The 15,163-nt window shown below is 60.2% G+C and carries 11 protein-coding genes; 4 read left to right on the plus strand and 7 right to left on the minus strand.

The window, feature by feature from the left end; translation table 11 throughout:
• Nucleotides 1–52: 52 nt before the first annotated feature.
• Complete coding sequence (locus C457_RS10175) at nt 53–1,051, minus strand: DsbA family protein (protein ID WP_008094286.1); 999 nt, start codon at nt 1,049–1,051, stop codon at nt 53–55.
• 366 nt (nt 1,052–1,417) lie between these two features.
• Between C457_RS10175 and glmS the strand changes: the two genes are divergently transcribed.
• Nucleotides 1,418–3,226, plus strand: a complete 1,809-nt coding sequence (gene glmS / locus C457_RS10180; RefSeq protein WP_008094287.1) for a glutamine--fructose-6-phosphate transaminase (isomerizing) — start codon at nt 1,418–1,420, stop codon at nt 3,224–3,226.
• Between the two features lie 24 nt (nt 3,227–3,250).
• The gene (locus C457_RS10185) at nt 3,251–4,960 is read left to right on the plus strand and encodes an asparagine synthase-related protein (protein ID WP_008094288.1); all 1,710 of its coding nucleotides are present in this window, start codon (nt 3,251–3,253) and stop codon (nt 4,958–4,960) included.
• 159 nt (nt 4,961–5,119) lie between these two features.
• Here C457_RS10185 and glmU read toward each other — a convergent pair whose 3' ends face one another.
• The 3 genes from glmU to glmM form a co-directional block, all read right to left on the minus strand.
• Nucleotides 5,120–6,301 carry a bifunctional sugar-1-phosphate nucleotidylyltransferase/acetyltransferase gene (gene glmU, locus C457_RS10190; RefSeq protein WP_008094290.1) on the minus strand — a complete coding sequence of 394 codons (1,182 nt, stop codon included), beginning with the start codon at nt 6,299–6,301 and terminating at the stop codon, nt 5,120–5,122.
• A gap of 100 nt (nt 6,302–6,401) precedes the next feature.
• Nucleotides 6,402–7,769, minus strand: coding sequence for a succinylglutamate desuccinylase/aspartoacylase domain-containing protein (locus C457_RS10195; RefSeq protein ID WP_008094292.1), 1,368 nt, complete (start codon nt 7,767–7,769; stop codon nt 6,402–6,404).
• A 246-nt stretch (nt 7,770–8,015) separates the two neighbouring features.
• Nucleotides 8,016–9,341, minus strand: coding sequence for a phosphoglucosamine mutase (glmM, locus tag C457_RS10200; RefSeq protein WP_008094294.1), 1,326 nt, complete (start codon nt 9,339–9,341; stop codon nt 8,016–8,018).
• A 391-nt stretch (nt 9,342–9,732) separates the two neighbouring features.
• Between glmM and C457_RS10205 the strand changes: the two genes are divergently transcribed.
• On the plus strand, nt 9,733–9,963 hold the full coding sequence (locus tag C457_RS10205; protein ID WP_008094296.1) for a helix-turn-helix transcriptional regulator: 231 nt from the start codon (nt 9,733–9,735) through the stop codon (nt 9,961–9,963).
• A gap of 117 nt (nt 9,964–10,080) precedes the next feature.
• Complete coding sequence (locus C457_RS10210) at nt 10,081–11,106, plus strand: rhodanese-like domain-containing protein (protein ID WP_008094298.1); 1,026 nt, start codon at nt 10,081–10,083, stop codon at nt 11,104–11,106.
• 406 nt (nt 11,107–11,512) lie between these two features.
• On the opposite strand, the gene C457_RS10215 is transcribed toward C457_RS10210, so the two are convergent.
• From C457_RS10215 to C457_RS19995, 3 genes are all read right to left on the minus strand, one after another.
• On the minus strand, nt 11,513–13,114 hold the full coding sequence (locus C457_RS10215; RefSeq protein WP_049913487.1) for a transposase: 1,602 nt from the start codon (nt 13,112–13,114) through the stop codon (nt 11,513–11,515).
• Between the two features lie 128 nt (nt 13,115–13,242).
• Nucleotides 13,243–13,734: a hypothetical protein gene (locus tag C457_RS19510; protein ID WP_083864273.1), complete on the minus strand. Its 492-nt coding sequence runs from the start codon at nt 13,732–13,734 to the stop codon at nt 13,243–13,245.
• 313 nt (nt 13,735–14,047) lie between these two features.
• Nucleotides 14,048–15,115 carry a hypothetical protein gene (locus tag C457_RS19995; protein WP_152419983.1) on the minus strand — a complete coding sequence of 356 codons (1,068 nt, stop codon included), beginning with the start codon at nt 15,113–15,115 and terminating at the stop codon, nt 14,048–14,050.
• Nucleotides 15,116–15,163: the final 48 nt, after the last annotated feature.

The raw sequence follows: 15,163 nt of genomic DNA on the forward strand, positions 1-15,163 counted from the left end.
CGTCTCTGATGCAGTCACACGAAAAATCAGACCGCGGCAGCGCCGCGAAGACCTAGAACGCGTCGTCGTCCGACTCGGTCGTCTCGTTGCTTCCGAACGTCGTCGAACTGTTGTTCGCCGTTCCAGTCTCGTTTCCGCCGGACGACGACCCGAAGGCGGTGTCGTTTTCGGTCGAATTCCCGCCGAACGTGGAGTTGCTCTCGGTCGTCGTTCCGCCGAACGTCGACCCGCCGTTTGCGACCCGTTCGAGTTGTTCCCTCGTCGCTTCGAGGTCGACCGTCGGTGCCGTCACCTCGTCGTTGGAGGCGATTCGGGGGACGGTCGTGATGTCGAGTTCGGCCGCGCTGTCGGCGGACAGTTGAACGCTCTGGGCGTACGCGCGCGACCGAACCGCCCGCCGAATCTGGTCGATGCCGTCCGCGTCCGCTTCCTCGGCGAATCGGACGAGGTTCTCGGTCGTCGCCCAGTCGCGACGCTCCTGCGGCTGGTTCGCGAAGACGTAGGAGAAGTACGTCCAGAACGACTCGGGGTCGATGTTCCAGACCGCGAGCCCGGCTTCGCTCGCCCGGGGCGCGTCCGGCCCGAGATACGGCTCGCCGTCCATGTACGCCACGTTCCGGAACTCGATGGAGAGGTCTCCGGTCGCGACGAAGTCCTCGACCAACCCGCCGAACTGCCGTCGCACGAACTCCTGGGTGTACGGGCACTTCCAGCTTCCGTAAACGGTCACCGTCGTGTCGGCCGTGCCGATGGTCGGATACCGAGCGTCGGTCTGCAGCGCCTGGAGGGAACCCGTCTGGAGTTCGAACGACGGGTCGGAGACCGTCTTCGGACGCATCTCGACGGACGCGTTCGCGTCGGTCTCGTTGCCCGCGGCCGTCCGCGTCTCGGGCTGCGCGGTCGTCGTCTGCTGTTCCGGCTGCCCCGTCGGCGTGTCCGCTCCGCCGGTGTTCGCCTGCTTGGCGAAGCTCGCACAGCCGCTCAGCGATGCGATGGCCGCGACGCCGGATAGTTTGAGAATACTCCGTCTGTCTGTCTCTCGGTCAACCATACTCCACACCTGGGCGTGAGCGGCATTATTATCGGCCGTGTAAGGCGTTCCAGCGCGTGCTTTGCGGCCTGTTCGGTGCCTAATTCGCCGTTCGCCCCGTCGATGCCACGTTTCCGAAAAACCGCACGACAGCGACGCGTTTGTATCGGTTGTGGAGTCGGAACCGTCCCTTAGCGCGTCTATAGTAATGGCCGCTTCCCCGTATCGTGGTTTCACGGACAGCTCACCCGCTGACCCCACAAACCATGACACATCAGAAACAACTCCTGGGGGAGTCGAACATCTCCGCCCCGTCCGCTCTGAACCGCCCGCAGCCAACGACGACCGGTGCCGTGCGCGTCTCTCGACCCTCGGAGGGACGCTAACATGTGCGGCATCATCGCTCACGTCGGTGAGAAGCGGGCTCTCAGCCCGCTCGTGACCGGACTCGAGAAACTGGAGTATCGCGGCTACGACTCCGCCGGTATCGCGGTGAAAAACGGCTCGGGACTCGACGTATGGAAGTGCTCGGGTCAGGTTTCCGACCTCAAAGACACCATCGACGGGGTCGAATCGAGCGCGACACTCGGTATCGGACACACCCGCTGGAGCACCCACGGGCCGCCGACCGACGAGAACGCGCACCCGCATACGAACCAGACGAATCAGGTCGCCGCGGTCCACAACGGCATCATCGAGAACTACACGACGCTCAAAGAGTCCCTCGAAGCGGAGGGGTACGAGTTCACGAGCGACACCGACACCGAGGTCATTCCGAACCTCGTCAGCCACTACCTCGACCGCGGAAACGAGCCGCTGGCGGCGTTCCAACACGCGGTCGACGCGCTCGAAGGGAGCTACGCCATCGCGGTCGTCGTCGACGGCAACGACTCCATCTACGCCGCCAGACAGGGGTCACCGCTCGTCCTCGGCGTCGACGAGAACAGCTACTACCTCGCCAGCGACGTGCCCGCCTTCCTCGACCACACGCGAAACGTCGTCTACCTCGAAGACGGCGACACCGTCGAGGTCCGCGCCGACGGCGTCGACATCACCGACGAGAACGACGAGACGGTGCGGCGCGACGTCGAGACGGTCGACTGGAACCCCGACGAGACCGGAAAGGGGCAGTTCGACCACTTCATGCTCAAGGAGATTCACACGCAACCGACTTCGCTCCAGAAGACGCTCGAAGGGCGTCTCGACCAGGAGGATGGCGACATCGACCTCGACATCGAGACCGACCTCTCGGACATCGACTCCGTCCAACTCGTCGGGTGTGGCACTTCGTACCACGCAGCGCTGTTCGGGGCGAGCCTCCTGAACCGCTGTGACGTTCCGGCGCGCGCGATTCGCGCGAGCGAGTACGACCTGACGACGGGGTCGCTGACGGACAACACGCTGTTCATCGCGGTCACCCAGAGCGGAGAGACAGCGGACACGCTCAGCGCACTTCGGCAGGTCAACGACGAGGGCGTCGAGACGCTCGCGGTGACGAACGTCGTGCAGTCGACCGCCGCCCGCGAGGCCGACGAACCGATTTACATCCGCGCCGGCCCCGAAATCGGCGTGGCCGCCACGAAGACGTTCTCGTCGCAGGCGGCGGTGCTCACACTCCTCAGCCAGTACCTCTCCGACATCGTCGAATCCGGCGTCCCCGCCGACAACCTCGACCGACTCGTCTCCGATATGGCCGAACTCCCCGACGCCGTCGAACGGGTGCTCCAGACGAGCGACGCCAAGCGACTCGCCCGCGAGTACCTCGACATGAACGCGTACTTCTTCATCGGCCGCGGACTCGGCTGTTCGGTGGCCAAGGAGGGCGCGCTCAAGTTCAAGGAGATCACCTACGAGCACGCGGAAGGGTTCGCCTCCGGCGAGCTCAAGCACGGCCCGCTGGCGCTCGTCACCGACCGGACCCCCGTCTTCGCGGTCTGTACCGACGGCAGCGACAAGACGGTGACCAACGCCGAGGAGGCGAAGACCCGCGGCGCACCCATCGTCGCCCTCGGGCCGTCGGACCACCAGATAATGGACTCCGCGGACGAACACCTCTACGTCCCCGACAGACACCCCGTCTGTGCGAATCTCCTCGCGAACGTCCAGCTGCAGCTCCTGTCGTACTACTGCGCGACCGAGTTGGACCGCGAGATAGACAAGCCGCGAAACCTCGCCAAGAGTGTCACGGTCGAATAACCTCACGGAGACCAGTCACCCACAATGAACAAAGAACTGTTTGGCGTCCTCGACGACGACGGAGTCTTCGACGACCTCGCGTCTCGTTCGAGCTTCGACTGGGTCGCCGACGGCGAGCGCGCGACCGTCGCTATCCGCGACCCCGCGCTCGGGTTCCCGGGGCGCTCGTCGACGTATCGAGACGAGCGAGGGAGCTGTATCGTCTGGGGCGAGGCGTTCTCCCCCGACGGCGTTTCGACCCCGACCGCGGAGTACGCCTTCGAGCGGTACGCCGCGGTCGGAGTCGACGCGTTCGGTGAGCTCAACGGGTCGTTTCTCGTGTTCGTCGAACTCGACGGCGACGCGGTAGTCGCCTCGGACCCCGCCCGCACGTGGCAGTGTTTCTACACCGACACGCCCGACGGGCGGGTGTTCGGCACGAACCCACAGCGCGTCCTCTCGGCGGCAACCGGGCTGGAAGTCGACACCCGCGGCCTCCTCGAGTACATCCACATGGGGGTCGTCGTCGACGAGCGGACGGTCTACAGCCGACTCAGCTGTATCCCGTTCGACGGCTACTTCACCGCCGACGAGTCGGGGACGCTCTCCCGCTTCGTCTACGACCCCGCCGACCCCGACGAGTTCGACTACGTCGACGAGCTCGCGGCGCGCCTCGAACGGGCGATAGCCCGCCGGGCGAATTTCCCCGGGAAACAGGGCGTGCTCCTGAGCGGCGGCTACGACTCGCGGGCAATCATCGCCCAGCACCCCGGCATCGACGTCTGCTACACGCTCGGCACGCCCGACCATCCCGAGGTCGAAGTCGCCCGGAACATCGCGAATCAGTACGGTGCCGACCACGAGACGCTCGTCCCCGACGACGACTACATCAACGTCGAGGAGGACGTCATCGAGTACTCGCTCGGCACGCGCGAGTCGGTCCACGTCCACCACGCGGGCTGTGACGAACAGATGGACGCCGACACCGTCTTTCACGGACTGCTCTTCGATACGTTCCTCCGCGGACATTTCCTCCCCCAGAACGTCGTCGAAGTGTTCGGTAATCGGTTCCCGTTGCAGGGTCTGGACCCTGACCCGGACCCTGCCGAGGTGCTGTCGTCGAAGTTCGGCTACCACCCGGCGTGCGACCACGTCTTCCCCGAGTGTTACGACGAGTTCGACACGAGCATGGAGTTCATCGACGACGTCGTCGACGAGCAACTCGACAAGTGGTCGGACCGATACGACAACGTCTACGACAGTATCGAACTCATCGGAATCCAAAACCAGCCGTCGGTCCCGTTCCACTTCGAGCTATCGGACAACTACATCGAGTCGTTCGTCGCCGCCGACGCCGAACTCATCGACTGGCACCTGAAGACCCCGCCGGAAAAGCGCAACACGAACACGATGATGGCGGCGATGCGGAAACTCAACCCGGATATCTTCCGCCACCGGCCGCCGGACAGACCGCACGACTCGTTCAGGAAGAACCAAATCGAGAAGTTCGTCCGCCGGAAAGTCCCCGGCATCGAGCCGTTCAGTTCGCCGTGGCCCGACATGGAGGCGCAGTACGACCGGAACGAACTCGACCGCAAACTGTTCCCCGGCTACCCGAGCATCCACGAGCTTCCGGTCAGGGTCAAGCTCCGAATCAACGACATCACCACGTGGATGAACGCCGCAGACGACGACAGCGTCCTCACCCCCAACGACGTGCTGTGTCCGCCGGTGCGGATGCTCACCGACTCCTGAACTCCGCAGCTCTTCTTCCCGTCTGTCTCGACGACGCACTCGCCGGGTCCTCGGTCGCCCCATCCAGACATCGACACCTGCGGGTGTCGGTGTCGGTGTCGGCATCGACAGCGCTTGACGAACGGGAGTGAAGGAGGGGAAAAAGAGCGACCCGTCGCGTTATCGGTCGGTCGCCACGGTCTCGCCGGGCATGGTACGAGCGCCTTCGGAGAGCTTCACCCCGGCGTTGAGCGCCGTGTTGATGCCGGTCTTCGCGTCGTCGCCGACGACCGCGCCGAACTTTCGGCGGCCGGTCGAGACGCGGTCGCCTTTGACCGTCACGGAGACGGCCTCGCCGTCGTGGCGGAGGTTGGCGACGTTCGTCCCCGCGCCGAGGTTGACGCGGCGGCCGACGACGCTATCGCCGACGTACGAGAGGTGGCCGACGCTCGTCTCCGCGAGGAGGACGCTGTTTTTGATTTCGACGGCGTGGCCGACGTGGACGTCGGGTCCGACGAACGTGCACCCGCGAACGTACGCGTTCGGTCCGACCGTCGCGCCCGCCGAGATGTAGGCGGGCCCCTCGACGACGGAGCCGTCTTTGACGGTCGCTCCTTCCTCGACGACCACGTCGCCTTGGACCGTGGCGTCGTCGCTCACGTCGCCGTCGACGCGGCGGTCGAACGTTCCGAGCTTCCACTCGTTGGCTTCGAGGAGTTCCCACGGGCGTCCAACGTCCATCCAGCGGTCGAGCGTCACCGGAGAGACGTTGAACCGGTCGATGACCCGGTCGAGAACGTCGGTGAGTTCGCGCTCGCCGCGCTCGCTCAGCGGCACGTCGAGCATGTCGCGGGCCTCCGCGGGAAACACGTACGCGCCGGCGTTGACGAGGTCGTTCTGCGGCGCGTCGGGTTTCTCGACGATTTCCGCCACCGCACCGTCGCTGACGTTCAACACGCCGTAGTTGGAGGGGTTCGGGACGCGGACCGACGCGATGCTCGGTGCCGCGTCGAACAGGGCGTCGATTCCGGCGGGGTCGTAGAGGTTGTCACCGTAGAGGACGGCGAACGCGCCGTCGATGTGCTCCTTGGCGGCGCGAACCGCGTCTGCGGTCCCCTGCTGTTCGTCCTGTTCGACGTACGAGACCGGGACGCCGCGGTAGGACGAGCCGAAGTGCTCGCGCACCGTCTCTTGGCCGTAACCGACGACCATGACGAGTTCGTCGGCACCGGCTTCGACCGCCGCCGCGGCGGTGTGGCCGACGATTGGCCGCCCGGCCACGGTCAGCATCGGTTTCGGAACCTCGTTCGACAGCGGGCGCATTCGCGTGCCGCGTCCGGCCGCCAGTAGAATCGCTTGCATACCCCGCCGTAGTCGAACGACGGGCGTTATTATACGCGAGATAAGTGTTCGTTGTCGGCGGTTTTCGGTGAGTTCGCGGCGTTAGGTGCGTCGTAGTGGTTCAGCCGTGGTAGACGCCGTGTTGCCAGAGCAGGTCGCGAGCGACGGCGACTGCCCACGTCACGGCGTCTTCGAGGGTCGTCCCCTTGCGGGTCGTCTCGACGATGTAGCCGGGGAGGTGCAGGTCGCCGTACACCTTGTGGATGAAGAGCGGACGAGAGCCGTCGAGGGAGTTCCCGCAGTCGAAGTCGTAGTACGACGGGTACTCCGAGGGGTCGATGTACTGCTCGTTGACGTAGTCGCACGCGCTTGCAGCGTTCATCGGGGTCGCGCGAGTCGGGAAGACCGCCTGGCCGACTTTTCCGTCGTGCTTGTAGATGCCGCTGGAGCTGTGAAGGTCGACGACGACGTCGGGGTCGTGCGAGACGAGTTCGTCCCAGAGCGCCCGCGCGAGTCGAGAGGTGGGTTCCGCCCCGGTGGGGAACTGTCGGTTCAGGTCGCCGTCTTCGGTGTACCGCGCCCCGATACTGATTGCGGGCGCGTTCGCGTAGGGGACGACGACGAGCTTGCCGCCGGTCGGGCGGAGATGCCTGAGTTGGTCCGCCGCGCGGTAGCCCTGCGGCTCCTCGCCGTGGACGCCGCCGACGACGAACGCCGTCGGGCCGGGCTTTCCGGAGTCGATGACGTAGACGGGCGTCTCGTAGTTCGTTCCCGGAAGGAGCGAGTGGGTGCGTACCGACCCCGCGTTGACCCGGTCGAGACGGGTCCGAACCCAGCCGAGGATGTCGCCGTAGTTGCCGTCCTTGTGGTCTCGAAGCAGGCGAACTCGCGGCACGCCCGAGATGCCGTAGCGGACGGCCTCGTCGGTCGCCGAGCGGACGAGGCTGTCGTAGCGGTCCTCGTAGGCGCGGTTGGCGATTTTGGTGATGTTGCGGACGCCCGCGAGGTCCATGTAGGACTCCAACCGAGCGTGGGTGTACGTTTTGGTCGTGAAGTTCCAGTACATGAACTCGAAGAACCGCCAGAAGTTCTCCGGTTCGACGTCCCAGACGCCGTGAGCGGCGCGGGCGGCGCGGGCTTCGCCCTCGTCGTCGCCGACGAGGTAGGTGTCGATGGCGTCGGGCTTGTACGAGAGGAATCGGACTTCGAGGTTGAGGTCGCCCGTCAGGACGTACTCGCGGACGATGTCTTCGAGGTTGTGCTGAACGAAGTACTGCGAGGAGCCCGACAGGAAGTTCACGTAGACGACGAGCGTCGGGTTCGAACTGTCGGTGCCCATCGTCGGGTAGAGTCGGTCACTGAGGTACGGTGCGGTCCCGACGACGCCCGGCGAAAACCCCGCGGTGGCGTTCCGAGTTCCGACAGTTCCGAGCAGCGCGAGTCCGCCGGCGGCGGTGAGGAAGGTGCGACGAGTAAATTCCGAGTTCATTTGTATCCGATTTACTGAACGTCATAAAACGGAGAAACATCGTGCCTTCACATATCCAGTCTTTTTATATATGTGCGTACAGTTAACGCACTAAACCCCGACTATTTGTGGGTGTGTCACACTCTCTGGCAGTCCAATTTAGATATTCGCCGATTCCACGCGGGGGCGAGTTCCTTTCCGGCCGTGTCGGTGGTGAACCTCGCGGAACGCTCGAATCTCCGCTGCTTCACGAGGGTTGTCCTCGATTCAGGTTCGGACGGGGCCGGTGCGAGACTCGACGAGCGCCAGCGCCTCGTCGAACAGTCGGTCGGTCGCCGCTTCCGTCCGACCCTCGGCGGTGACCCGCACGAGCGGTTGCGTTCCGCTCGCCCGGACGAGGAACCACCCGTCGTCGGTCTCGACGCGGAGTCCGTCGCGGTCGTCGATGTCGTCGTACTCCTCGCGCACCGTCGCTTCGACGCGTTCGAGGACGCCCGCTTTGTCGCTCGTCTCGACGCTTTCGCGGCGAAGCGGGTAGGCGTCGATATCGTCCACGAGGTCGGCTAACGGGCCGCGCCGCGAGACGAACTCGACGAGTTTGCACGCCGCGAGCGGGCCGTCGGGACAGGGCGTCTCGTCGGGCCAAATCCACGCCCCGGAGGGCTCGCCGCCGAAGACGACGCCCGGCTCGGCGCACCTCTCGGCGACGAACACGTCGCCCACGCGCGTCCGGACCACGTCCGCGCCGACGGTCGCGACCGCGTCGTCGACGGCGAGGCTCGTGTTCACGGGAACGGCGATTCGGTCGCCCTCGGACGCGGCCTCGCGCCCGAACAGGGCGAGGAGCGCGTCGCCGTCGACGAAGTTCCCGTCGCCGTCGACGGCCATCATCCGGTCTGCGTCCCCGTCGTGGGCGATGCCGAGGTCCGCGCCGGTCGCGGCGACGTGAGCTTGGAGCCCTCGAAGCGTCTCGTCGGTCGGTTCGCTCGGGCGGGCGGGGAACCGACCGTCGCGCTGGCCGTTGAGTGTCGACACCGTACAGCCGAGGTCCGAGAGCGCGTCCGCCGTGAGCCGCCCCGTTCCGTTGCCGATGTCGACGACGACCGAACAGGGGTCTTCGAAGTCGACGCTCGATTTGAGCGCGTCGCGGTGGCGGCTTTCGATGCTTCGGTGTCGCTCGGTTCCGACGCCGTCCCACGCGGCGAGTTCGTAGTCCTCGTCTTCGATACGGCGCTCGATGGCGGCGCGCTGGGCCGAATCGAACGCCCGGCCGGACGCGGTCCAGAGCTTCACGCCGTTGTCGGTCGGCGGGTTGTGCGAGGCGGTGATGACGGCACCGGCGTCGGCGTCGAACCACTCGACGGCGCGGGCGATAGACGGCGTCGGCCGGGTCCCGAGTCGGAGTACGTCGATTCCGCACTCCAGAAGCCCGGCGACGAGTGCGTGTTCGAGCATCGTTCCGCTTTCGCGCGCGTCGCGACCGACGACGACGCGCCCGGAGACCTCGCTACCGAGCGCCCTTCCGATACAGAGCGCTACTTCCGCCGTCACGTCTTCGCCGACGGCACCGCGAACGCCGCTCGTTCCAAACATACTCCGCACGTGGGCGGCGGGGTTCCTTACTATGGGATGAGTAAGGAACCGCTGGGTCGGGGCGTTCGCTCCCGAGAGGGCGCAGTTGCCGGGCCGGCCATCGCCCGGCGTCCGCTGGTCGGCAGTCGCGGAACGATGGCGCGTTCGTCCGGGTCTGCGTGGGTCCGTGCGTTCGAGCGGTCGGAGCGACCCCGATTTATGATGTGTCTATTCGCTCAGTCACTGTCGGTTATGAGAGCGAACTCCGAGAAACGACCGTTTCACCCGTTCTAGGGGTTCTTTAGAACCACAACTATCTCCGAAGTTCATGTATGGTGCGCCCGTGGCATCCCCTATGTGCGTACACGAATTAACCGCGATTCAACGCGATTTGCTGTTCGTTGTGCGAGGAATGAGCGACTCCTCGGGACAGACGATTAAGACCGAACTCGAAAAGACGCAGGGGCGCGACCTGCTCACGGGCCGCGTGTACACGAACCTGAACGAACTCGTCGACAAAGACCTCGTCCACAAAGGGAGCAAGAACGGACGGACCAACGAGTACTCGCTGACCGACGAGGGTTGCGAAGCGGTCGAGACGCGCCGCCGCTGGGAGAAGCGGTATCTCAAGCAGACCGCGTGAACGGCGGTTTAGCGGCACGATACGCCCGTCACTCGTAGCCCGCCTTTCCACGCGAGTAAGGGTGCACAGAGCTTACTCTGTATATAATAAACCACCACTGGTCAGTACGGATGGGTGATGACAGAACGACAGTCGAGCCGCAGACGGTTCCTTCAGTTGACCGGTGCAGCGACGATTGCCGGGCTCGCGGGCTGTTCGAGCGGGTCCCCCGAATCGACGCCGTCCACGTCGACCCAGACGACCACCGCGAACGCGACGCAGACGACGACGCAAACGACGACGGCCGCGCCCGAAAACCGGATGCGAGGACCCCGCGAGGGCGACGACCTACCGGAAGACCCCAAACCTTCGGACGGCTACCCGCCAGAGTTCGACGCCGTACCGGAAGAGCGGTCTATCGACACGAGTTCCTACGATACGCTCACGCGAGAGGTGCACGACGTGACCGTCGAAGTTCCGCTCGTTCCCATCGAGGACGCGTACTACTGGTACGCGCGCGGCGAGGCGCGCTTCGTCGACGCCCGCAGCGAGACCGGATACGAGGTCTCCCACGTCTTCGGGTCCGTGCTCAGCCCCGCACCTGACGGGCGGACGCTCGACCCCACGGACGACTGGAACGAGGCGGACCGCGTGGTGACCTACTGCCACTGCCCGCACCACCTGTCGTCGCTCCGGGCGGCGATGCTGCTCGCGACCGGCTTCGAGAACGTGTACGCCATCGACGAGGGATACCAGGCATGGCTCGACCGCAACTACCCGCTTGCGGGGTCCGACACGAGCCGGGATTACACGGTTCGGACTATCGAAGGCGAGACGAGCCGCCTCGACGCCGGTGAGACGGCGTGGGCGTTCCACCCGCAGACCGACCAGGTCGAAGCGACCGAAATCGAATCCGACGGCTCGTACGCGCTCGAACTGAAGTTCGTACAGGTCGACGCCCAAAGCACGATTCAGGTCGAGACGCCGAGCTACGCTATCCAGGCCCCGCTGGACGAACTGACGAGCGGAACTGTCACGGCAGACACGGGTACGCCGGCCGAGCAGACGAAGGCCACTTCGAACTCCACGAACGGGACGACCAACGGTACTGCCGCGAACGATACCGCGACGAACGACTCGTTCTCGCTGAACTGGCGAATCTGACCGGTCAGCTACCGGGAGAAGACCGAACACCGATCCCTCGCTGATTCTGTGAGCTCAGATTTCGAGTGAGAGACGAGATATATCTGAAAATTGTCTATATTTGTTGCGTCGTTGTCGGTCGCAGACAACGAGGATTAGCAATTTATCGGTCATTCTCTGAGATTAGAGAATAAACCATATCTCGCGATACAAAATTTACTATCCCCGGCTCGCACANACACAACCTCGGAGGATGGGTAGTTTTTGCGCTGTTTTGTCGAGAAGTTCGACCATATTACGAGATAATCCGGCTCGAAAACTCAGGCATATGAGGTAGTTCTCTGCGAATGTCAGAAATCACCCGAACTATTTCACCAATCGATAGCGTCACCACTCACAAAAGGCGAACCGGATGGTGTCCACCCAACTAGTCAGGTGGAAGCAGCGCCGAAGAGACCAACTCGACACACTCTCCAGCAGTAATGACTGGTGCGTAGTCCATCTCACCGTCAGCAGCAGCTTTCAGCAGGAAATCAGTGAGCCGCCAGATATTGTACAAGAGGACCGCGAACACGAAGTAGAACAGCCGAACCCGATAATCCTTGGACGAGGTCTTCGCCAAGAAATCGTGTTTGATTGATTTGTACTCGTTTTCGATCTGCCAGCGGCTGCTGTAGCGCCGACAGAACGCTTCAGCCTCAACTGGCGTAACACGAGCATTCGTCGCAAAGACAGTCGTCCCATCAGTCTTCGTCGAGGGAACGTAGAGAAACTGCATCGCGTGCGAACCCTGTTCGACGTGGACAGACGCCGACTCAACGGCGACTTCTTTGTCGTCTTCCTCCATCTTCTCAATCGCCTTTCGCTCTGGGCCAGTGATTCGCTTAGGAATCAGGTAGTTCACACCAAGGTTCGAGAGCGTCTGAAACACTCGCATTGAGTCGAATTCTCGGTCGCACAGCACCATCTCGATAGGGACGTGTTCCTTCGCTTGGCGAACCAGCCGCCGGACAACACGGTGGATTCGATTCGGCGGGTTATTGTCCCACGCTGAACTTTCACGAACCGGTTCGACAGCCAAAACGAGTGGTATATTCTGGCCGACAATCGAGAGGGTGGCAAACTTGAACGCTCGCCTATCGCCGTCTTTCGTCCCGCTGACCATCGACATCCCTTCGACATTACCGAAGTAGGGGACAGTCGTAATGTCGAGTGCCACAGTCACTGGCCGCCGAAACGTGACTTCCGATTCGATTACTGAGAGGAGACGGTCAGTAGCAGTCTGGAAGCCATCGAGGAATGAATCTGCTTCGAATTGTTTGACTGCCCGGAGGTGCGTATCACCGTGCGGGCCGTATTCTTTCCCACGTCGGTACTGAAAGCGTGCTGCGCCTTGGGCAGTCCCACACCCGACCATTCCCATGAACGTCTGCAACTCAAAGAATCGAGAATCGTCATACGACGAGTTGTCTGCTCTGCCAGAGTCAAACGGTGTGAAGCAGTGTTCACGCGCAAGACGAGTCGTTCGGGAGATCTCCTTGTCGTCGAATCTCGCTTCTTTCGCTTTTGCTTTTTTAGACTCTTTTACGTCATGTTCTTGGGGACTAATGACTTCGTGTTTGGGTCGGATTCCCTCGACAGAAAGGCCGTCTTTGTGGACTTCCTTAACGAGTAGATGTGCGCCGCGTTTAATGAAGTCACGAGTAGCGTAATCGAAGCGGTGTCGCCACGTTCTCGACAGCACTGACTCGTCAGGGATGCGGTTGAGGCCAACCGCTGAGGCGAGTTTTTGTTGTTCTTGGAGTTCTCGATAGGTGTCACCAGTGATTTCGCGGTAGATGAAGAGCTTGAGCATCCCGTGAAATGGATGGGGTGCTGGATGCCACTCAGGATATCCATCTTCGAGAGTATCAAACCGGGCTTCAAGTTCCTCGAACGCTGCAACTAGCGAATTTCCAAATTGGAGATGTTCACGAAGATCAAGGCCGACGAGAAAGGCATCGGTCAGTCGATCTGCGGAGGAATCCATACAGTCGATACTTTCCAACGACTACATCAATAACTCGACAAACAACAGTTCCAGAATTATCTATACAGTGCCGGAACTACCTACAATCAACAAAGCAGGTACCTGAATCGGGGATTGTACCATACACTTCAACAAGGACTACTGGTAAAACTATTAGTGAACACTATTCCCTGATCCTCCCTTCGATGCTTTACTACAACAGTACCAGGTAATGATAAATCGAATGTAATTGTTGATTCATAAGCAACAATCGAAATTTCATCGGTACAAATAGTTGCCGATTCATCACGTTTGTCGGATACAACTACTGTAAGGATATCGCTTTTTTCGTTATAAGATGCCGATTCAAGAACTGTCTCCATACAGGACCGGCTTCCACTTTTCAATCGACCCCTGACAATAATTTGATTTTTCATAGCGTTGAATTGAACATTTGCTGCGTGTTGGAATCGGTTATCTACATCTGATTCGTCGAGGCTGATACGTTCTTTAGGGTCTACAAGAGTAAATTGAGTATCCATGATTTGGCGATTTGGACTATCTTCATTAGATGGAGCACCAGTTGCCGTGCATCCAGCGATACTCGCACTTAATAATCCGAGGAATATCCTCCGTTTCATATCATATAGTTGTAGTGTATGGGGATAAACATTCGGTAAAGTCAAACAACTACTTCACCTACTGTCTTAATTAAGAGATAGTCACTGCTTGAATTGTATCGGTTCTGGTAAATCACTAGACGGTGGTAATTTCAATCGTTAGAACTTGGAAGAGATCTCCGACATAGGCATCAACAGTCTCGCTTCAAATTCTTTGAACTAACGGACAACTTCGCCGCCGTCTAATGATTCACCAGAATCAATTAGAACTACATAAATGCCTTTTAAGAATCTAAACAAAAAGATTTTCTAAAAACTAAATTGAAGACATAGATTATAATTTTGCGTTCACTGAATCAAACGCTTCACTTGCAACACCACCAATAACATCATTTGTACCATTCTCAACACCAGTGTGTAGACAAACTAATGCACCGTTGTCGTCGACCCATGGCCCTCCTGAGTCACCCTTTTCGGTAGGATGAGAATCCATATAGGCGGTATGGTTTAAAATGCTATTTTTTGCAACATCATAACAGTTTGATGTCGCACTGCAGGTATTTCTACCTGCATAGTTGACATTGAATCGACCTTCTAAGTCAAGGTATTGTGAAAGACCAGAGAAAGTCCAAAGAGAAGTTATATCGGGCTGGCTAGATTCTTCAGTTGCCCCTACTGCACCCGGATATTGTGAACCATTGTTGTAGAAATCGTACTTAACAATATCGTGCCCAGTTGAATTATCTGGAGTGTGATCAGCGTAATCGCCAACCTTATCTGACCACGTCGGTTGGTATAAAACATCCTTGTCAGTGTCTACTACATGCCACGCAGTGAGTAACACGGGATCATTCGTGCTTGAGTCACGTGCTACAAGCCCAAGCGTTCCGGCACCGACCTGAGTAGCAATTTGTATATTTCCTTTTAATACCGTATATTGATCATCAATTCGACATTCTGGGGTGAATTCGTTATTTCGTTCCTCAAAAAGAATTGGAGTGCCATCAACTCGATTTGGGAATTTTCGTCTGACACTTTGCTTGTTTGAGTCAAGATATATTTTGATACGTAGCGAATCTTCTTCACCGTCTTTTGTGTCAATAGTCATTCCAGTCATTCGGTCGGCAGCAGAGAACTTCTTTTCCGGACGGATATTATTGAATACTTTAAATCGTCGGGCACGCTCTTTTGACACATACATTATCCGCATGGGCTTACCATCTCGACCACGCGTTAGGACAATCGGAACACCATCTGGCTTCTTACCAAAGACTCGCTTAGTTGCTGAATTCAACCCAGCAATTCCCATACCACTCACAGAGAGGTATTTAATGAAGTCACGACGGGTACTGCCAGATAATTGAATTTCTCTTCCAGATTCGGAATCGGATTCTTCAGCCATACTCTCGAATTGTTGGCTTGTTTGAAATAGTTTACTCCTAACCATTAT

Source organism: Haloferax prahovense DSM 18310, from assembly GCF_000336815.1.
GTDB classification, from domain to species: domain Archaea; phylum Halobacteriota; class Halobacteria; order Halobacteriales; family Haloferacaceae; genus Haloferax; species Haloferax prahovense.